Raw genomic sequence first — 20,316 nt, forward strand, 5'->3', positions numbered from 1 at the left:
GTCCAATTTGGTATTATTTTGCTGGGCCAATTTGTGGTCGACTGCTGTGAGCAGGGCCGCGATCCGGCGGTGGCGATGCGCTGAGTGGATCCGGCGCCTGGCTCGCTAATCGCACACATGCTGCGGACACCTGCCCCGTGGGAGCACGTTGATTCCGGTCGACCGGGGGGCAAAGCAGATCAGCGGCCTACTACGATATGGAGGAGACTGGCATGAAGACCAGAAGACCGCCAGGCTGGCGGCATGCCCGCTGCCGACGATCACGACTTCACGTCCTTTGCAAAGGCGTGTCTCCAATCGGGAGCTAAATAGCACACACCGCGCCTTCAAATTTTGCCAGAGCACGTGCGATCCGGCCGCAGATATTTGCTGCCGCAGCTCCAGACCCGGGCGCGCGCCTGCAGGCGCGCCTTACTATCCTACATCCCGACGCAAGCGCGATACTCGTCCCACCGCAGTCGGCGCGCTGGCGCCAGGACCGCAAGTTTTGCACCGAATTGCTATGACTGTCGCTAGGCACGCGTGGCGCGTGGCGCGTGCCGCGCAAGAGGCGCCCGCTGGGCGGAGCCCATATAATTTTAGATGTGGGGGCGAGTCAGCTAGGCCATCATAGACGCGGGTTTCCAGTATGAGCACATGGTTAGCTGGTGACGCCGCGTGTGCCGAGGCTGCAAACCCGGGGGGGCCGGCGCCTGTCAGCATGAGGTCCCACCCCATCGGGCGCGACAGCTTGGGCAGCTGGCCCATGCATCCGCCTCGCTCCCGCAGTAACGTGCGTTTGCGCATGAACCGTATGGGCAGATCAGCAAGTGCCTGTCGCGCAGATTGGGTCGATGCAGGCTGACCACGTCGCTTATCCGGATCTCCTGTTCCCACTTCAGGACGGTATGGAGATGGCAATGCCGGCTTCACCGGCGTTGGCGATCGTACCAGGCGCTATCCATAGTGGCGAGCCTGAATCATTTCAATCGAGCCAATGCAGCGCCAGACAAGGCGGAGATGTTGTCGCCTGGCTCGGCCCGCGACCAGTAGCACCCGTTATGCCTTTGTCGAGATGCCTCGACCTCGCCGATGGTGTGGCCATCGTTTGACGAATGACGACTTGCCTGAAAGTTGCGCTGCCAGCCAAATTGTTCGGGCGCTGCCCGCGAGTGAAGGCCGTATTCCCCAAGCTGTCGCAGCGGCTGATAGCTATGCTTCTCCTCGGTACCAGCTGCAGCCCGGCCGACATCTGGGCCGCCTCGAACGGCTTATGCCTGATCCAGCTGAGTACTTGGCCAGCGCAGCGCTTGGCTGTTCTGCGGCTTCAGAGGGCGCAGGACAGGCTGGCGCTCGCCGGGTGATAAAGGTGCTTCGGGCATCAGGACAGCGCTGCTGCGCTAGGATTAATGGGGCGACATCTGGTTCCGATGGTGGGGTGGGGGCCGCTGGCCAGAGCGCAAGGGGGTAGCCGATGGCGCGACACTAGCCCTGCTTGAATATAGGATGAATTGGCCGACCGTTGGTTACTGGCCGATGTCCTGCAAAAACATGACACTGCCCGCTTAAGCAGGGCAGCAGCTGATGATGCAGCTGTGGACTCAGCAGAGATGCTGTGCTGCAGTGGGAGCGCTGGCGCAGGAAATCACCGCAAGCAGGGGTAGCATGTCGAACTGGGGAAACACTCGCGCCATCCAACAGTGGATGCGTGATTGTCACTACGACTTCTGCTGAACTCAGGTGGTATGGTCCTGTGAGCTCCGGCGCATATTGGTCGGTGTCGCCCCAAACTTGTCACGCATGGTTCGGATAAAATGCGATTGGTCCTTGAATCCTGCGCGATGCCCGATTTGTTCGGTAGTAAATTTATTAAATAGCGGCGACTCAAGCATGCGTTGGGCTGCACGTGCCCGTGCTGTAATCAATAGAGCACCGAAAGCTGCGTCAGACTTTGCCAGCACCCGGTGAAGGGTGCGGGTAGAAACACTCAAGGCTTGTGCGATATCGTCAGCGCACAAGTCGGTTTCGGCGCACCTCTGCACAATGAGCACCAAAATGCGCTGCGTAAGATCGATCGGCTCACGCATCGGCTCACGCATGGGCAGCTGCTGGAGTTCAAATGCTGTCAATGCCAGCAACGAGCCAACTTGATCGAGCAAAGCGTTGATCGGGACAGCGGACCGGCCGACCATCGCAGGCCGGAGCAGACCGACAAAAGAGGTTAGCGAGCGGCCCCAATTGTGATCCGCCCTAATTGGGCGCCCGACCATGTCTGCAGGCACCGGCAACCATCCCCGTAGCCACGCCTCGGTAAAGCGGATGATGGATATCTCATGATTATCGGGGAAGCCCATTACGATGTCCGCAGCCGAGTCGAGCAAGATACCTTCGCCAGCGTGAAGGAAAACCGGTTCCGGCCAGCCTATTGTCCAGCCAGACTGAACATTGACCATCAAACTATATTGCACTGACTCCGGACCGCCGAAGCCGATAGCCGGATGGATTTCCCGGTGCGCACTGCCTGATTGGCGAATGATCGACAGTGGACCGATATCCAGACGCTCCGTCGCCACCCGAAAGCCGCCGTGCGAGATGGTTTCAATTTGGGGCGCCCTATTGAGGGCGATCGCAGTCGCAAATGAGGCGGCCGATGTCTCAGTGGTACTGGTGGCAGGCAAGTCGTCGGTGGACCATCGGTGGACGGTGGCGGCGCGGAACTCTTGCATATCGCTAGTCTGCATCGCTCCCTCCTTCCGTGCAATCAAGCGACTATGTGATGTACCCATCATAACGCCTTTACTCGTGTGCCCAGCAATCGTCGTTGCTATTTCACACCGAATCGCGCGTTAAAACGCCTGGCTGGCGCGCAACGGCTACAATCGAGGCAGAGGTGGCACAGTCATCATAGTCGGCCAGGAAGATCTGAACGATACTTATGACCAAATATGCGCGTAAACTGGCCTTCGCGGGCGGTGGTGGCGCCGGGGAGCAAGTATGAGCGCATCGTTATCCGTAATGAACTGGTCAACCAACGATGTCCAGCCGCAGCAGCGTCTTGACTACTATGCGGATGCACTCAGCTCCTCGATCGTGCCACTGCAGCTTGAACGGCCGCCGAGTACTGAGTTTGCCGCCCATCTGGAGCTCATGGAACTTGGCGGGCTTTCGTTTCTGCGCCAGCAGGGTAGTGCGCACCGCTGCTATACCGACTCCGGTGATTTGGCCCGTAGTACCGCGCACCACTTCCACCTCATCCTTAACAGCCGCACCGATTGGACTATCGATCACCGCGGCCGCAGCCGGGTTGCGCGCGGCGAGGCCATTTTCGTCGATTCGCAGTACGTCGTCGATATCGCTAGTCCCTCCGACTACGACTACAAACACATCAAGTTCGCCGAGAGCTGGGTCCGCCAGTGGCTACCATCGCCGTCGGCGCTTGCCGGCTTCAAGGTGCGTTCCACTGCGGGCTGGGGGCAAGCACTGAATGCCTATGCGAGCGCGCTGACTCCGCAGTTTCTGGCGAGCTCGCCACTGCCACTGTCGATGCTGGTGGACCACCTTGGCGCATTACTGGCACTGACTGCCCAGGAGTTGAGCAGTCCGCAGCCTGAGCCGCGTAAGATATCGCCCGGACCGATCGAACGGATCAAGGATGTCATGCAGCAGCAGTGCTGCTCGCCATCGCTGACCGCAGCAGATATCGCTGCGTGCGTGAATATGCCTTTGCGGTCATTTCATCGTTGCTTCACCCGTGTGGGAACGACGTTCGGCGCGACGTTGACGACCATGCGTTACACCCAGGCGCTTGCTATGTTGCGCAGTGCCTTGTGCAAGCGGTTGACGATGGTTGAAATCGCAACCCGTGCAGGATTTTGCGATGCGTCACATCTGAGCTCAGTGGTGCGGGCCCGCAGTGGCCTCACGCCGACCCAGATCCGCCGCGCGGCGCTGCGTGACGTCGTGCTGCAGGAGGACCTGGCATGCTGACTCCGGACAAATCGCCTGTCGTTACGCATTGGTCAACTGACACGCTGGCGCCGGAAGACCGGTGGGCGGGCCTGGTTGACGAATTGGGAAAAGCCATCGTTCCGTTAAATGTTGCGATCGATAAAGAGCGGGATTTTCATTTTCATATGTCGGCCGCAGAGTTGTCCGGCGGTTTTTCCGTGCTCCGCCAGTCCGGTTCGGCGCATCGTTCATACCGCGGGCGGCTGGAACTGGCGCGCAGTGGGGCCCATACCTTCCATTTCATGATCAACCTGTCGTCAGCCTGGACACTCGAGCATGCTGGCCCCCTTTGTTTGAAGGCTGGTGAGGGCGTTTTGACCGATTCCAACTTTGCCCACGACCTGAATCTGCCGTCCCGGTTTGAAATGGTGCACCTCAAGATGAGTGAAGCCTGGGTGCGCCGGTGGTTGGCCGCGCCAGAAGACATCGTTGGCAAACGGATCGCGCTGGACCAAGGGTTCGGCCGTTCCCTCAATTTGTATGCGGCACAGTTATCACCCGAGATGGCGGTCCGTGCGCCACTTCATTACGGGCTGTTGGCGGATCAATTTGGGGCGCTGCTCGCCATGGTCGCCGCAGAAAAAAACCAGCCTTGCCGCCACCAGTTAGGCCACCTGCGAGGTTTCCGCGACCAGGTTCTTGTCTGCATGCAGCAGCGCATTTCAGAGCCCATGCTGAATGTGTGCGACATCGCGTACGAGCTCAATGTGAGCAGTGAGGCGGTGCTTGATGCACTGACGGCATGTGGTCAAACGTTCACCGGCGCCCTCAATCGGATGCGGACAGAGGTTGGGCTGAGAATGCTGCGGTCTCCATCGTTCAGTAGCTTGTCGTACGGAGACATTGCCCAGCGTGCGGGGTTCTCTGATGTATTTGCTTTGCAACGCGCAGTAGGTTCCATCCCATCTAATTGATACTAGTTGTGGATGAATCCTACTATTCATGCCCAATCGTTCACCGTAATCTGAACGGATGAATACACATATTTTGAGCGGGGGCACGGTGCCGACCGTCGTCTTTGTGCATGGCGCTTGGGAAGACGCTTCATGCTGGCTGGAGGTAACGGCGCGTCTCCATCTGGATGGTGTGCGCGTGGTTGCCGCCCAGTGCTCCTTGGTTTCGCTCCAGGACGACGTCGATGCAGTATGCCGCATCGTGTCAAATGAAGATGGGCCGGTTATTTTGGTAGGGCACGGGTGGGGCGGCACCGTGATCACGGTGGCAGGCGAGGCTGAGCGGGTTATCGGTCTGGTGTATATTGCTGCGTCAGCGCCAGAGGTAGGGCAATCGACAGCGGAATCACTGAGTGGCGTCTGGCCCTTCGCATATTGGCCCCTTCTCAAACGCGATAGTGGCGGCTTTCTTTGGTTTCCGCAGGCGCTTATGCCCAGGTGGTTTGCCCCAGACCTGCCGCCAGCAAGTGCCGCGCTACTGGCCGTAGTGCAGCGGCCGATACATGTTGATGCCTATGATGCCAAAGTGCCCGCAGCCTCATGGCATCAGAAGCCGACGTGGTATTTGGTCACAGAGCAGGATAGACTGATGCCAGCGTCTGAGCAGCACGCGACATCCCTGCGCATCGGTGCCCAGACCGAGTGTGTGAGTGGGGGCCACGTGCCATTTCTGTCGCACGTCACTGAAACCACGGCGTTTATCCGACGCGTGATGGTTGATTGCATGCGCTCTGGCAGCTGGTCGAAAATTCAGCGGTAGCGCCGCCGGTAGGCTCTCGGCGTCTCGCCATGCTGCTGCGAAAACATGCGTGTGAAATGGCTTTGATCGCAAAAGCCTAGCTCAAGTGCTATCTGGGCAAAGGGCCAGTTAGTCTCACTCACCAGGGCCAATGCGCGGTCCAGGCGGCACTGCATGACAAAGCGGCATGGAGAGACACCGACGCTTTGCGTGAATGCACGGGCGAAATGGCATTCAGAGAGACGGGCAACTCTGGCGAGATCCGCCAGCTCAATCCGCTCGGTCAGGCCACCCATGATATATTCCCGCACCTTTCTCAGGACACTGGGTGCCAGCCCGCCACGGGCATCAATGTTGCCCCTACGGGGCGGTGCAGGCAGCAAAGCGAGGAGGGACAGTTGATGAAGGGTATTGATCAACTGATCGGGAGACGAGCGGATCGGAATGCTGGCGTCGACTTTTCTAGAGACGGTTAGCTGTGCAGCACTGTCCGCCTCGGTCAGTAGGAGCATGCGGTGCTGGCGGGCGCCCGCGCCATACTCGGCAGAGCGGATTGCCTTCGCCAGCATGGATGCATCCCCCACAATAATGGTTGCCGTTGCCGGGTCGAGTAGGGGAATGTGGCCTGCTAGTCCATCCCAGCTGCGGACTTCCCAGCCTCCGACATCTTTCAGCATGGAGATGATACCTGCGCCAAATAGCAATGCGCTGTGCGCAACGATGATGCAGGCTTTGCTGTGCATTTTGTGATTGATGGCATGGATGTCGCTGAACATGATCTGCCTCCTGTAGTCTTAGCTTTTATTGTGCCACCGACCTCTGCAAGATAATTTTGTTAAAGCGCCAGCGATTGTTCCTTAATTCGTCTGTATATGACAAACCCGGGAGGAACTCATGTTTGGTTCCCAACGTGAAGCCCGCAGTCCAACGCAATGACCATGTTATCGAGCGGCTGATCATGCACTTCGAAAGCGCAAGATCTTACTCATGAGGCGTACGAATAACTGCAGCATTTGCCTTCGATGCGAACACACGCGGCCCGAAACTGTTGGGGCCGCATTGGATAAAAAAGAGGGCGCCAATTTTAGCGCCACCAGGCCGGGCTAAGATAGGAGAGGGTCAGGCGGCTGTGCGTCGCCATCTAGGACCAGCCACGTTTCCCCTGGCTAGACCTGTCATCTTATCGAAGCAACTGAACAGTTCAACACGATTTGAGATTATGCGAAAGTCGAAACGTTCGAAAGGCTGCTGTCCAAGGTGCGGATTCAAGCCATCCGCTAGCAGTGAAAGCAGTCTGGGGATTTGCCCAGGGTGTGGCAGAGTGAAATCTCTCTATGTCTTTGCCGCATGTGTAATGGGCTTGTGTGGCCTCTCTTTCATCGGAACTGGTGGCGACATCATCGTAACAAGACACGCTGACCCGATACAAAAGTCACCTGGCCACGCTGCCGGGGAGAGCAACACGCTACCTCTCTCCTTAGAATTTGCACCTGACTTGCGTTATCAGTTCGAAACTTCTTCAGACTTGTCGCACGCCGGAGGTCTGCGCGTCACTGACGTCGACCACCGTGACGGGCAAGCGGAGCGTACCGTCATCGTGCCGCCTAAAAGCAGTGTCTGCGTCGAGGGCATATGCTCTGCTCCAAAAGAAGTAGCGTTAAAATCTCAGGCGCATTTGCCACGATGAGATGCTGCCGTTATTGCCGCGTGGGTGAGTTTGTAGTCACGCAGGGTTGTTTGTTTGATTGTTTGTGACTCCGAGCGAACTTGTTGACTTGCTGGCCGAACTGGTCCAGCGCAATGCTAGCCTTGGCGCCGCGAGCTTGCGTATGCGGCGCCCTTGCTGTTCCTGCCTCGAATCCCAACTTCTCCAATTTGGCGTGGATGGTTGCCGCGTACGCAGTTGCTTGCACCATCGCCTCGCCCGCGCCTTGCGGGTGGCCGCAGCTTGCAAAGCGTACTCATCGACGACGCGCTGCTAGCGCGCCTGGACGCGGGCTGGCTCTTGGATCTTCCAGTGCAGAGAGCCCCGGGCGGTGTTTGGCGACTTGCCGAGGCGCCTAGCTATTCCTCTATAGAACTGTCTCGCATGTGCCAGCGTCGAGTAATGCCCAGTCAATCCGCGTTGAATACACCCATTCCCCGCTCAGTGTCGTGAGCATGATTGTGTCCCAACCGTGGGGCAGATTCGTTTGCAAGGTAGGTGGCTAAGCGGGGAAGATTTTACCGAAATTAATAATCTCGCCATGCCGAGCGTTCTGATAATTTAGATTGCAGGTGGGATTATTCGCTTTCACTGTCATTCATTTCTGCATAATGCCGATAACATTACGGCATCTTCAATAAAGACATCTAGTCCATTGATCTTTCCATTGCTAACTGACCAGATATGGACCAGCCTGCAATCGAAGTGTTTTTGATTTGTTAAAACGACACCCTTGGTACGGCCTATGACACAGATTTTTTCACCCGCGACAACGAATTGTTCGATAAAGACTTGTGAATCTATATGAGTTTTTACAAGTTTGATAAAGGCGAGTGCGCCTTCGATTCCCATGTGTCGGCCTCCCCATGGCAGACATGGAGACTGAGTTACTACAACGCTCTCATCAAGAATTTGAAGGTAGCCTTCAATGTCCTTCAATGCTAGCAACTCATAGGCTTTTTTAACAATTTCTAGTGAGGTTTGCATCGTGTTTGATATGTGGTTAAAAAATTTAATAATAGCAGAGAAAATACATTTAAGTACACGCCATGAATCGCGCGGTATTTCATAATGTATTTTAGATAATTTATAGCGCCAATTAACAAAATTATTTAGAGCCAATTATTTTAAAAGATTATTTAAGAATATAGTGCGGATACGCAAACGGCGATAAATCCTTTGTCATATTGAGATTTTGCTCTGTCCCTGATTCATGTCTTTCAGCGCCTAAGTAGCCGTTGATTCCCCCGATCTAGGGTACTTGTTATTGCAGTCGGGCCCTATAGTAGACACGGGGAACCCTTTGAGCCATCCACAGGCAGGTTGTAGACAGCAGGATACAACGCAGATCGGCATGTCCTGAACGATCAAAGATTACCCACGGTATACGCCGCTGGGCGCGCGTCGTACTGCAGCCATAAATATTGCACTTGGAGAAACAAAATGCGAGCCATTTTCCTATTGAATAGCCTAAGCCTGTGGCAGAAATTTACAATTCTTGGGAGCATTGCTGTCCTTGTCGCATCCATTCCTGCCAGTCTGTATATGAGCTTGACCAATGATGCTATCGAGGGCGCGCTGAAGGAGCAAGATGGCATCCAGCCTATGGCATTGATGTTCCGAACCATTCAACTAACGCAGCAGCATCGCGGGCTTGCTGCGCTGGCGGCCGGGGGAAGCACGGCCGCTGCAGATCAACGTAGTACCAAGCAGACCGAGGCAAGCCTCGCGTACCGTAGGATGGAAGAGGTGATTAACGCCATCGGCAATTCAGCCTTGAAGAACAGATGGATGCAGGCACATGGTGACTGGGTTGCACTAGGAAATCAGATTACGGCCGGCAAATATACTGTTGCGCAGAGCTACTCGGCACACACTGACCTGGTGCGAAAACTGTTGGACGCCAACGATCTGCTTGCGGATACTTTCGGGTTGCAGCTGGACTCCAGACCTCAAAACTATCAACTTATTCAAACGATGTTTTACAACCTTCCTTATCTCACTGAGGAAAGTGGAAAAGCCCGCGCCATGGGGGTCGGCCTGTTGAATAGAAAAACCGCCACTGCCGAAGAACGCGAAGCACTGGGAGGCATCCTGTCCAGAGCGCGGGAGCAGTTGCGCAGGACGGCATCCTCCTTCAGCAAGGCAGCCTCCTACGACCAGGCGCTAACTGCCAGCCTTGAAACGCCCTGGAATAAGGCTTCTGAGCAATTAGAGCAGTTGTTGGCACTGGCAGAAAAGCGCATCGTACGCGCACCAGAATTAGATTTTTCGGCCGGTGGCTATTTATTGCAGGCGACTGCGGCGATTGATGCTCAGTTCGCATTTAACACCGCCGGCACCAAACAGTTAACGCGAGTGCTTCAGGAAGAAGTCGACAACTTGCGCGTGTCACGTCTGTATATGCTTGCTGCCATGGGTTTTTTGGCAGGTTTGGCTGTGCTCGTGACTTGGTTAATTGCTCGTTCTGTATGCGGCCCGCTCACGGAGGCGGTTCAAGTTGCGCTACGAATTTCTCGGGGCGACCTCACTTCGGAATTTAGTGTGGCGGGAAAAAGCGAGACAGCCCAACTGATGGCGGCACTACGGGACATGAATACAGGTCTCATCACAATTGTGACGAACGTAAGAGGCAGCGTCGATACAATTGGCGCTGCTTGCGGTGACATCTTAATTGGAAATAATGATCTTTCTGCCAGAACTGAAAATCAGGCGTCCAACCTACAGCAAACAGCGGCGTCGATGGAGCAAGTTACCGGCAACGTTAAACAGAATGCTCAGAGCGCACGCCGAGCTGGTGATTTAGTTGGCAACACTGCTGACCTCGTGTCTAAGACTGGCTCAGTGTTTCACCAGGTAGTGACGACGATGGCAGAAATCGACGAGGCTTCTCGTCGGGTGGCAGAGATTACTGCTGTGATCGATAGCATTGCGTTCCAAACCAATATTCTTGCGCTTAATGCAGCGGTAGAAGCCGCTAGAGCGGGAGAGCAAGGTCGTGGCTTTGCCGTGGTCGCTTCGGAGGTAAGGGTGTTGGCTCATCGTTCTGCTGCTGCGGCCAAGGAAATTAAGCAACTCATCAGTAACAGCGTTAGGAAGGTAGAGACTGGAAATACTTATGCGGAAGAAGCGAGCAAAGCCATGAATGACGTTCTAGGTAGCGTTAAAAACATCAACACGATCATGACTGACATCGTGCGCGTTACTGAGGAGCAGTCTGCGGGCATTGAGCAGATCAATTTAGCGATATCTCAAATCGACGAGATGACGCAACAAAATGCAGCGCTTGTGGAAGAGTCGGCAGCGGCATCGGAGTCTTTAAAAGAACAGGCTGGTAGTTTGGCGAACGCGGTCTCAGTGTTCGCGTTGAGCTGAAGCTTGTTCTGTTAGACGTGCGCCTCTGCATTTTAGGCACCTTATCTCAGTTGCGGTCATGCTTCTCTATCGTGCCAGCTACCTATTTACGTTTGGAACCAAGCCGTGAGACGAACAACTGATATCGCCACATCCATCATGCTGACGATGCTGGTGGTCAGTGCATTCAACAGTGATGCACATGCAGAGCAAATTGTGTTTTCTGTGTCTAACGATAAGGCGCCACCGTTGGCTTTTTTCGGACCCAATGGTGAAATCACCGGGATATTGAAGGATTTTGGTGATGAGATTGCTCGCGAGCTTGGGATGCAAGCGAAGTTCGTTGCGCTGCCCCGTCGAAGGCTGCGGTTGGCCCTAGCGGACGGGAGCGTTGACGCTATTTGTCACTCTAAACCTGCCTGGATTCCGGTGCCGTTGAATTGGAGTCACCCTCTGCTTCCTAACCAAAACTTTATCTTAGGTGGGGTAGGGGTTGCCCCCATCTCCTCCGCGTTAGCACTTAAAGGCGAGAAGATAGGCACAGTGATGGGCTATCAATATCCCGAGCTGGAGCAAGTCTTGGGCAAGGATTTTTTACGCGATGATTCGCCTAGCGTTGAAATTGCAATCAAAAAATTAATGGCTGCGCGATTTCGTTACGTGATCGTTGATAAGCTGAGCTTGGAATACCGTACCAAATCGCATCCCGAAATGGCGACCCTACTCAGGTTGAAGGTTTCAGAATTCAGTGCCATGTGTGGCTTTTCAAAATCGAGCAAGATCTCGTTTGAGCGAATGAACGCTGCAGTAGACAGCTTGATCGCGCGCGGCCGATTTCACCGGATCATTTCCAACTATGTGTCGGCATCCGACGGCCGAGATTGACTATCCGCAGTGCACATCTAACCTGCTACCCCCAATCTACACTACCTATCAGCCCGCAAGCCCCGAATGGGGCTAATTAGCAATGTAGTGCAAGCAGTATGCTGATAAGACGGTAGGTGATGAACCGACCTAATTATTCGACGTCCCTACGAATGTGCCGTGAGCGTGGGACAGCTTCACGCAGAACCGAGGGTGTTTTCCGTGTCGGCTGATAAGGCGCCGGCTTAGCGGCTCATCTGCAGGGACTTCTGCGGTGCGTTTCAGCCACTATCCTGCTCATTACATTGAGTTGAGCGAGGAATGGGAGTAACAGGCATGGCAGTCCTAGGCATTCTTCTCCGCTGGTACGGTCGAGACCAGGAACCATTGAGTGGCCGTGCCGGGCGCTTGAGCATCGCGCACGACACTTCTCCGTGGTGTCTGCGCTTGCAGACCGTAGAAGTGGCCTATGCTCAGCGGTGCTCCAAACGCACCATCGACCAATGCGCTTTCCCACCATCGGCCAGGTTCACGAGCGGGGCAGCGCAATCGTTCAAGCTAAGGTGCACGGTAAAACAAATCCATGTTGACCTGAAACAGCAGGGCGCGCACAGGCGTAGCGCAGAGGCGCGGCGTTTGCGCGCACGTGGAGGGCGAATTCGACCTGACCAGTTCGGCAAGCAAACGACCAAAATTGCTAGCCCAAGGCCATCGTGCCGCCGATGAGAATTCTGATGTTGGCCCACTGGAATTTCTTTACATTGGCACGCCCATCTTAGGTAAGGTCTGCGGGTGGAGATTATTGTTCTGAAGTCGTACTTTTATGTGATTGAACGAGGATTAGATGACGCTACACGGCAATTCGGACGGGATGCTCTTCGACGGCAATGATCGCACCTGGGTGCGTTTATTGGAATGGCTGCTGATTGAAACACTGGCAATTAATGACACGGTAGGCAGCAGGCTTCTGATGGCGAAAATGGTTTCCATCATTAGCGATAAATTTTGCGTGCCAGAAACTCTGCTTGAAGAGCTGACGCGAGGAGCGTGTAGATTAAGCATGACTTATACGCAGCGAGAGAAAATCGCTGAACTGAATCGCATATTTTCCGAGTTCGAGGACTATTTGGTTCGCTGGTCTGGGATTGTCGTTGATGAGACAGGCGAGGCGTTTCGTGACGAAACTTGGCGCATGTTCACGCACCTGAAGATGAGATTTTTTTACTAAGCGTTCACCAAATCAGAACAAGCAAATCATTTGATGCGGTGGCGTCAGACGCGCACTCACGCCACTACAAAACTTTGACAATTTAATTGCTTGGGCAAAATTTGATGATTTCGAAAAAGTAAGTACTTGGCGATTTGTCGTTGACGCCAACCTTAGATTTCATTCCTGCTAAATTCAATTTTTTCAACAATGCTATTTGTTTGATGTGGGTCATTCTTATTAAGAATCGTGCTTTTAGATGAAAAATTACAGTCGAAATCTTTCGAATATTTACCGGATAACCTTCGGGGCTGTCATTCTTTGGTCTTGCCTGATATCCGGTTCTTATTTTTGGAGTAACAAGGAAATAAAGCAGCGCCTGATGGATGCCGCATATGCAGAGGCGCGAACAAATCTCAACAAAGACATCAGCTTCCGCCGCTGGGCCACAGATCATGGTGGTATATATTTAGAAGTTGGGCCGGAGCAAGCTCCGGCCCAATGGCTCGATCATGTTCCGGGACACGTATTTAAAAGCACGGACGGAAGAGAGTTCACCCTTATCAATCCAGCGGCCGTTTTGCGGCAAGTGATGGATAGATATGCTGCAGACTATGGTGTGCGAGGGAGAATTGTCGGGCTCCAACATCTTAATCCTGCTAACGCGCCAGACAGTTGGGAAATACAGCAACTGAAACGGTTTAATTCGGAGCCCGTGCGTGAATCGTGGCAAATCACCGAGGATGGTGGGAAACCGTTTTTGCGCTATCTGCGTGCGATGAAACTCGAATCCGGTTGTATGAAATGTCATTCCAGCTCGGGTTTCGCAGTAGGAGAAATTATAGGAGGCACTGGAGGCAGCTTTCCACTCTCGGAATATTTTCAAAAAATCAGTGAAACTCGCAATAATCTGGCGCTGACCCATTTTGGATTTTGGATTGTTGGTTTATGCGGTATTGCCTGGTCTTCCCGACGTGTAACACTGGCGGTTAATCGAGGTCATTTGCAGGACATGGAGCAGGCTGAGCTTTATGAAGAGCTTCAGGAAAGTGAAGCGCGCTGGAAGTTTGCATTGGAGGGGGCTGGCGATGGTGTATGGGAGCTGCGAATTGATACCAATGAGACTTTTTATACGGCACGCTGGCTGGAAATGCTGGCATTGAGTAACAGCGAAATCGGCAATGCTGTAGAAGGATATTATTCTCTGGTACACCCACAAGACATCGAGATTGCAAAATCGTGCATAAATGATGCTATCGCCAGAATCACTCCCGCGTTTGCGGTAGAGCTTAGATTTTTTTGTGGAGACGGCAGCTGGAAATGGATCATGTGTCGAGGAAAGGTAATTGATTTTTTCCCGGATGGCCGACCGCTAAGAGTCATCGGTACTCATACCGACATCAGTAAGAGAAAAAGCGCTGAGCAGGAGATGCTTGGGTTATTGGCTGCCACGGAACTTGCACGAAACGAATTAAAAATGGCGAACGCCACCATGGAGCGAAAAATTGCCGCGCGGACAAAGCAGTTGCGTTCGGCAAATAGCGAACTGGAGGCATTTTGCTATTCGGTATCACATGATCTTAGAAGCCCTTTACGTGGAATAGATGGCTGGAGTCTCGCTTTACTGGAAGACTGCCATCAAGGCCTGGGCGAGGAGGGGATGAGTCATCTGAGTCGCATTCGTAGCGAGAGCCAACGCATGGGGCTTCTGATCGACGGAATGCTTGAACTATCCAGGCTGGGAAGATCCCAGATTTCGCCGAGCGCATTGAACCTGAGCGAAATCGGTCTGGAAATAGTGCAACGACTTGCTCAAGATGTTCAAAAAATTGAATTTGAAATAGCGCCGGGCATGGTGGCGAGCGCCGATAAAGTATTAATGGAAATTGTTATTCAGAATATTTTTGAGAATGCAATTAAATTCACTACTGGAAAAAAATCCCCCAAGGTGAAATTTTATCAAGAAATGACGCCCTTACCTGATGGCGGAATAGTGAATGCATTTGTTGTTGAGGATAATGGGGTCGGTTTTGATCCCCGATATGAAGGCAAGCTGTTCGGCGTGTTTCAGCGTCTTCACCGCGCTTCAGAATTTCCTGGTACGGGGATTGGACTGGCCACAGTCAAAAGAATTATATCGCGTCACTCTGGGCATATATGGGCAAAGTCTTCGGTTGGTGATGGCGCAAAATTTTATTTTACGTTAGGAGATGCACAGTGGGTGCAAAAGTAATTTTGCTGGTGGAGGACAACATTAGTGATAGCGATTTAACGCGTCGAGCTTTTCAAAAAAATAATATCGCCAATGAACTGGTTGTCACGCAAGACGGTCAAGAGGCCTTGGACTACCTGTTTGGAGAGGGTACTTGGACCGGACGAAACGTGCAGGATACGCCAATTATCGTTTTGCTTGATCTTAGTTTGCCAGGCATGAATGGTTTGGAAGTACTCCGACGTATTCGCGATGATGAGCGTACAAAACGGCTTCCCGTGGTCATTTTGACCTCGTCCAAAGAGGAGGCCGACGTTGGTGCCGGATACGACTTGGGCGTAAACAGTTATATTCGCAAGCCCGTTGATTTTTTTCAGTTTCTAGATGTAATCAAGACGGTGGGTTTATACTGGCTTGCGATAAATGAAGGTCCGAGGACTGGATGAATTCTTTATGCGTTCTGGTGGTTGAGGATTGTGAAAGCGATGCATCGCTTATATTACGCATTTTAACTAAGGCGGGATACGCTGTGCTCAGCGCGCGCGTTGAAACAGAGGCGGAATTCAGGGCTGAGTTGACGCACCGTGATTGGGACCTTATTTTATCAGACTACAGTCTCCCTGGATTTTCTGCTGATGCCGCTTTAAATATTCTGCGACAAAGCGCACGCGACATTCCTTTTATTATTATTTCTCATAATATAGGGGAAGAGGCAGCGGTTGCCATGATGAAATCTGGAGCCCATGATTACGTGATGAAGGCGAGTATGTCGCGGCTTGTGCCTGCTGTCGAGCGTGAGATACGAGACGCGGCCACACGGAAAGATCGCCGAAGATTTTCAATTGCGCTTAAGGAGTCTGAGGCCCGGTGGAATTTTGCTTTGGAAGGCTCTGGCTACGGTGTTTGGGACTGGAATATCGCTGAAGCCAAGGTGATTTATTCTTCATGTTGGCTTTCGATGCATGGATACCAATGCATCGACATGTTAGGGAATTTTGAACATCATAAATCATTAATCCATCCGGACGACATTAATCAAGTTGAGCTGGCCTGGGACGAATGTATCACACATCGTGCTACGCGCTATCGCGCGGAGTTCCGCTCTAAAGACCACGATGGCGGCTGGCGATGGGTTCTAAACAGAGGAATGGTGGTAGAACGAGGACTAGATGGAAAAGCGTCAAGAATAATTTCTACTCACGCTGATATTTCACTGCAAAAAAAAAATGAGCAGCTTTTGGTGGAGTTAAATGGTGATTTGGAACGTAAAATTTGCGAACGTACGGCTGAACTCAGTGCAGCGTTAGATCATTTAGCGGAATCTAAAAAGCTCGCTGCATTGGGGGTGCTAGTCACCGGTATAGCCCATGAACTCAACACACCGCTAGGTAACATTGTACTTGGGATATCCACATTGTCGGATGAGCTTGAAACTCTCTCTGATCAGCTAGATCGAGGAGCTATCTCTCGTGGCGGCTTGAGATCACAGCTAGTGCAATGGCGCGAAAATGCTCAGATGGCATTGAGAAATAGCAGCCGCGCAGCGGATTTGATCGATCGATTTAAGCAGATTGCGGTGGACCAGGTATCACACGCTAAGCGTGTCGTTAATCTTGGTGAAATTATTGAGTCTTGTATCGATGCCACCCTAAATTTAAGATCTTCCGTGGAGATTAAATGTGAGACGGAAATAGACCAATCGATTCAACTTATGAGTGCCGGACATTTAGAACAGGTAATTTCGGCAGTGTTAATGAATGCAATGCAACATGCCTTTCAAGGGCGTACCAGCGGAATTGTCGAAGTCAAAGCTATGCGCGTCGATAGTGAGATTTTTATTTCTATTGGCGACAATGGTATCGGTATTAAGAGCGATTTTTGCCAACGGGTATTCGACCCGTTCTTTACGACCAAGCTTGGCCAAGGCAGTATGGGTTTAGGGCTCACTATTGCTCATAATCTAGTAACAGGCATCCTCAAGGGAACAATTGGTATCGCAAATCGTCAATCAGGCGGAGTACTTGTTAAAATTAAATTTCCGTGTGATCCATTAAATGTCATCGAAGATATTTACTAATAATTTTAATTTTTGCAATATGGGGGTAATATTAAATAATTTTATTATTTTCAATTGGTTTGATGGCACTCTAATATTTTTATTTAATGAATTTTGTAATGGTAAAAAATATACATTTCGAAAAAACTTGGCGATCTTATGCTCTATTAAGAATGGGAATGGCCATTGATCGATTGATTAAGGTAAAAGAAACCAGCGAGAAAATACGCGCGGCGCGATGGTCAATAGCCTGGGGAATAGCCGCGGGTGCTGGAATTCCTGATAAATTCTACTTGCGGGATAATCATAAAATTAAAGTTATCTTTAATTCCTCTGTGCGCGCAGACTTGAAATCTCCGCCCTGATGTTGACTTGACGCTTGATATCAAGCACCGCCTATTTATTGATTAATAAAGCGAGCTGGTATTCCTCCGATTTCAGGGCTTTTTCTTTTCCAGTGCCTCGCCCGTGCGCTAATGTCAGCGCTTGGGGCGGAAGCAGACTCGTTGATAATCGAATGGCGCTCATGTATGGCTTTCCCTGAAGCCGAGTTGACGTCGGGCCGTGGTTCTATTCAAGACCGGTATCCATGACAGGACGTAGCAGCGTTAGTGCCGAAAGTGCGCTAACAGCGGCCTCAGGCCGCAAATGGCCATAATTCTTCTCAATCATTCCCACCGATGTACCGCTAATCTGCGCGATGGTTAGCAGATTGTGGCCGGCGAGGACCATGTCGGTAATGGTGGAATGACGTAGGGCCATCAAGACTGTTCCGTCTGGCAGGCTGGCTGCGCTAGCGGCTCTACGTAGATGGCGCTTCCAAGACTCTTTGTCCCAAGGCTCGCCACACTCGCGCACAAATAGCGGTTCGTCAGCGGGGCGGTCACCGGCTATCTCACGTATGAAGTCGGCGAGAGCCTTGGGAAGTTTGACTTTCCTGTCACGGCCGGCTTTGTCCTTGCCTATCGTGAGAACATCCAGCCTGGATTCGAAACTACCCACCTTCAGGTGAGCCAAGGCACCAGGCCTAGCCGGCAACTTGGACAATCCCGTTGCAAATCTAGCAAAATCGGCGGCCGAATTGTCGATCAGATCGCATCGCTGTCCCACGTCCAGATATACGTCACGCGACTTGGCGACGTCCTTGAATGCCTTTAGCGCGTTTATCCATGCCGCATCTGAATCGACCAAGTGCTGGGCGTGCGCTTGGTTGAAGGCGGCGCGTACCGGTGCCAGATCACGGTTGACGGTATCCAGGGAGCGTGGTTTGGCTTTACCGGCCTTGCCCCGCACCGGGGTATTAATCATGCGTGCGCGCCAGGCTTTGACGTCGTCGGCGGTGAGTTCACGAAAAATAATGGACCCAATTGGATCTGGCTCAATCCAATTGCGGTACCGTGCTTGTACTTCGTCTGCAGCGGTATTTCCTTTTTCGTCGCGAATTTTTTCAACGTAAGCCAGGCAAACGGCTAAGACATTGGGAATGACGTCGTTGGGCTGCCTTTTTTCGCGATGCTGCGGATGCAGCCAGGATTCTGCCTCTGCTAAGGCGTGATCAAACCGTTGAAAGGCTGGTATTTCTTCAAAGGTGCCAAGCGGTTGAGAGCGCTGCCGATTACCAGCAGTGCGCCAACGAACCAACCAGCTACCGGCCGATTCATCGGAGATTTTTCGGTAGCCAAGATAGTTTCCGGTTCGGATGCGATGCCAGTAGGGTTCGCGTCGCAGCCGCAGTTTGGCTCTGGCGCCGACCGTGTCGATTTTGAACTTGGTTGCCATAATGAACGTGATTGCTCTTTGCTGCTGGCAGGGATTGAGTACGAAAAAAGTACGAAAAACTTTAGCGTAAACTGGCGAATGTGGGCGGACATTAATCAAGCTTTCTCCTATGAGAGCAGTTCCGCAGGGATCCGTGGAGATGCGTTTGCCCTGCATTCACACTGCAGGGGTCGCAAGTTCGAAACTTGCACTTCCCACCAGAATTCTAAAAAGCCTGCGCAAAGTCGCAGGCTTTTGTCATTTTGGCGACGGTTGAGGCCTTTTCTGCCAGATCGGCCTTGGTGGCCATTTGCTCCAAGCGCGCCTCTATCCGCGCCGCCAAAGCTCCTGGCGAAAACATGGCCCAATCCACTGCTGACCGTTCTGATACAGGCGTGTTAATGGCAATCCGGGCGATCAATGACACGCATTGTTCCCAGTATTCCGGGGTGGTCGCGCCGCTGAAGCTACCGCTTTCAAACTTCATCTCTTCGACGACCACAAATGTTGTTTTGGCCGGCTCACCCATTACGCTGAACAGCAGTCGCTTACTCCTTTGATGGGCTCCGCCCGAAACCGGCAAGCAATTCACGAAGTTGTGGTGCAGCATAGTCAATGAATCGCCGCAGCTTTACCGGCATCCCTTCGCGGGAGAGATATACCAGGTGAACCGGAATTGGATCTACTTCGAACTCTTGCAAAATGTACTTGAGCTTCCCCGCGCTTACGGCGTCATGCACATCGTGTTCGAGGATGAACGTCACACCAATTCCGGCAATTGCAGCATCAACTGCCGCGTCCGGTGACGAAACGAGCAACCTCGGTACGTCGGCAACGGTCGATGTTTGCCCAGTATCCTGGCTACGATAGCGCCATGGCGACAGGCTGGGACTATCGAATACAACGCAAGGTAAACCGTGCAAGTCTTCCGGCGTCTCGGGCTGGCCGTATTTATCCAGAAAAGCCGGACTGGCTACCGTCACCACGCGTAGTGCTCCGACTCGAACAGCAACCAGACTGCTATCACGCAGACGTCCAACACGAACTGCTACGTCGGCGTGTGCATCGACCAGATCAATAACCCGGTCGGACTGCACCAGCCGTATGCGAATCTCAGGATATAGGGCGAGAAATTGGTTAATGACCGGCAGCACTCGCAGGCGTGCGACCTGCACCGGTGAGGTGACGACTAGCTCTCCGCGCGGGGTAGTGAACTCACCGGCAGCACGCCGCTCCAATTCATCCACATCTTCAAGAATACGCTTTGCGGTGGCGACGTATTCAGTGCCCGCATCGGTCAACGCGAGCTTCCGGGTGGTCCTGATGATCAGCCGCGTGCCCACTAGCGCTTCAAGATCATTGACGTTCCGGGTGAGCGTGGCAACCGGTATGCCCAATTTTCTGGCAGCGGCCGACAAGCTACCTTCTTCAATGGAGGAAACCAGCATTGCCATCGCTTCTAGTCGGTCCACGTCACTCAC

At 52.9% G+C, this 20,316-nt stretch carries 15 protein-coding genes; 9 read left to right on the forward strand and 6 right to left on the reverse strand.

Features of this window, described 5'->3' with window-relative positions:
- Positions 1–1,715: 1,715 nt before the first annotated feature.
- A complete protein-coding gene (locus GTP46_RS08340) occupies positions 1,716–2,720 on the reverse strand; it encodes a helix-turn-helix domain-containing protein (RefSeq protein ID WP_161006151.1) in 1,005 nt (334 codons plus the stop codon).
- Between the two features lie 253 nt (positions 2,721–2,973).
- Here GTP46_RS08340 and GTP46_RS08345 point away from each other — a divergent pair, with 253 nt between their 5' ends.
- The 3 genes from GTP46_RS08345 to GTP46_RS08355 are packed head-to-tail and all read left to right on the forward strand — an operon-like array spanning position 2,974 to position 5,700.
- Complete coding sequence (locus GTP46_RS08345; RefSeq protein WP_161006152.1) at positions 2,974–3,966, forward strand: AraC family transcriptional regulator; 993 nt, start codon at positions 2,974–2,976, stop codon at positions 3,964–3,966.
- Positions 3,960–4,901: an AraC-like ligand-binding domain-containing protein gene (locus GTP46_RS08350; RefSeq protein ID WP_161006153.1), complete on the forward strand. Its 942-nt coding sequence runs from the start codon at positions 3,960–3,962 to the stop codon at positions 4,899–4,901. Before GTP46_RS08345 ends, GTP46_RS08350 begins: the two co-directional genes overlap by 7 nt.
- Before the next feature lie 58 nt (positions 4,902–4,959).
- Positions 4,960–5,700: an alpha/beta hydrolase gene (locus GTP46_RS08355; RefSeq protein WP_161006154.1), complete on the forward strand. Its 741-nt coding sequence runs from the start codon at positions 4,960–4,962 to the stop codon at positions 5,698–5,700.
- Here GTP46_RS08355 and GTP46_RS08360 read toward each other — a convergent pair.
- The gene (locus GTP46_RS08360) at positions 5,691–6,455 is read right to left on the reverse strand and encodes a helix-turn-helix domain-containing protein (protein ID WP_161006155.1); all 765 of its coding nucleotides are present in this window, start codon (positions 6,453–6,455) and stop codon (positions 5,691–5,693) included. The two genes, GTP46_RS08355 and GTP46_RS08360, sit on opposite strands and share 10 nt — an antisense overlap.
- A gap of 1,523 nt (positions 6,456–7,978) precedes the next feature.
- Complete coding sequence (locus tag GTP46_RS08365) at positions 7,979–8,371, reverse strand: nuclear transport factor 2 family protein (protein WP_161006156.1); 393 nt, start codon at positions 8,369–8,371, stop codon at positions 7,979–7,981.
- Positions 8,372–8,827: 456 nt separating this feature from the next.
- On the opposite strand from GTP46_RS08365, the gene GTP46_RS08370 reads away from it, so the two are divergent.
- From GTP46_RS08370 to GTP46_RS08395, 6 genes are all read left to right on the forward strand, one after another.
- A complete protein-coding gene (locus GTP46_RS08370) occupies positions 8,828–10,759 on the forward strand; it encodes a methyl-accepting chemotaxis protein (RefSeq protein WP_161006157.1) in 1,932 nt (643 codons plus the stop codon).
- Between the two features lie 105 nt (positions 10,760–10,864).
- A complete protein-coding gene (locus GTP46_RS08375; RefSeq protein WP_161006158.1) occupies positions 10,865–11,623 on the forward strand; it encodes a substrate-binding periplasmic protein in 759 nt (252 codons plus the stop codon).
- A gap of 823 nt (positions 11,624–12,446) precedes the next feature.
- A complete protein-coding gene (locus GTP46_RS08380; RefSeq protein WP_161006159.1) occupies positions 12,447–12,830 on the forward strand; it encodes a hypothetical protein in 384 nt (127 codons plus the stop codon).
- 238 nt (positions 12,831–13,068) lie between these two features.
- A complete protein-coding gene (locus GTP46_RS08385) occupies positions 13,069–15,042 on the forward strand; it encodes an ATP-binding protein (RefSeq protein WP_161006160.1) in 1,974 nt (657 codons plus the stop codon).
- Complete coding sequence (locus GTP46_RS08390) at positions 15,027–15,467, forward strand: response regulator (RefSeq protein WP_161006161.1); 441 nt, start codon at positions 15,027–15,029, stop codon at positions 15,465–15,467. The genes GTP46_RS08385 and GTP46_RS08390 overlap by 16 nt, the downstream gene beginning before the upstream one ends.
- A complete protein-coding gene (locus GTP46_RS08395; RefSeq protein WP_161006162.1) occupies positions 15,464–17,098 on the forward strand; it encodes a hybrid sensor histidine kinase/response regulator in 1,635 nt (544 codons plus the stop codon). The genes GTP46_RS08390 and GTP46_RS08395 overlap by 4 nt, the downstream gene beginning before the upstream one ends.
- Positions 17,099–17,647: 549 nt before the next feature.
- Here the strand turns inward: GTP46_RS08395 and GTP46_RS08400 are convergent.
- The 3 genes from GTP46_RS08400 to GTP46_RS08410 all read right to left on the reverse strand — a co-directional run bounded on the left by GTP46_RS08400 (position 17,648) and on the right by GTP46_RS08410 (position 20,307).
- Positions 17,648–18,955 (reverse strand): tyrosine-type recombinase/integrase, encoded by a 1,308-nt coding sequence (locus GTP46_RS08400; protein WP_161006163.1) that lies wholly within the window; start codon positions 18,953–18,955, stop codon positions 17,648–17,650.
- Positions 18,956–19,061: 106 nt separating this feature from the next.
- Positions 19,062–19,364 (reverse strand): hypothetical protein, encoded by a 303-nt coding sequence (locus tag GTP46_RS08405; RefSeq protein WP_161006164.1) that lies wholly within the window; start codon positions 19,362–19,364, stop codon positions 19,062–19,064.
- 19 nt (positions 19,365–19,383) lie between these two features.
- Positions 19,384–20,307, reverse strand: coding sequence for a LysR family transcriptional regulator (locus GTP46_RS08410; protein WP_371869593.1), 924 nt, complete (start codon positions 20,305–20,307; stop codon positions 19,384–19,386).
- Positions 20,308–20,316: the final 9 nt, after the last annotated feature.

It is taken from the genome of Duganella flavida, from assembly GCF_009857445.1.
In the GTDB taxonomy this organism is placed as follows: domain Bacteria; phylum Pseudomonadota; class Gammaproteobacteria; order Burkholderiales; family Burkholderiaceae_D; genus Rugamonas; species Rugamonas flavida.